The 240-nt window shown below is 67.1% G+C and carries 1 protein-coding gene; it reads right to left on the bottom strand.

Annotation, left to right across the window (positions count from 1 at the left end; translation table 11 throughout):
• Positions 1 to 240 (bottom strand): electron transfer flavoprotein subunit alpha/FixB family protein (locus tag ACYQ1K_RS28040; RefSeq protein WP_459986910.1); only part of this gene is annotated, 240 nt, incomplete at both ends.

Below are 240 nucleotides of genomic sequence, written 5' to 3'. Positions count from 1 at the left end.
CTTGCGCTGCTTGATCTCCTCGGTCAGCGCGGGCAGGACGGTGTGGAGGTCGCCGACCACGCCGAAGTCGACGAGCTCGAAGATCGGGGCCTCCTCGTCCTTGTTGACCGCCACGATGGTCTTGGAGGTCTGCATCCCGGCCCGGTGCTGGATCGCCCCCGAGATCCCGTTGGCCACATACAGCTGCGGGGAGACGGTCTTGCCGGTCTGGCCGACCTGGAAGGTGTGCGGCTTCCACCC

The sequence above is a fragment of the Nocardioides sp. AN3 genome, assembly GCF_054653495.1.
This window is presented reverse-complemented; position numbering and strand designations above follow the sequence as displayed.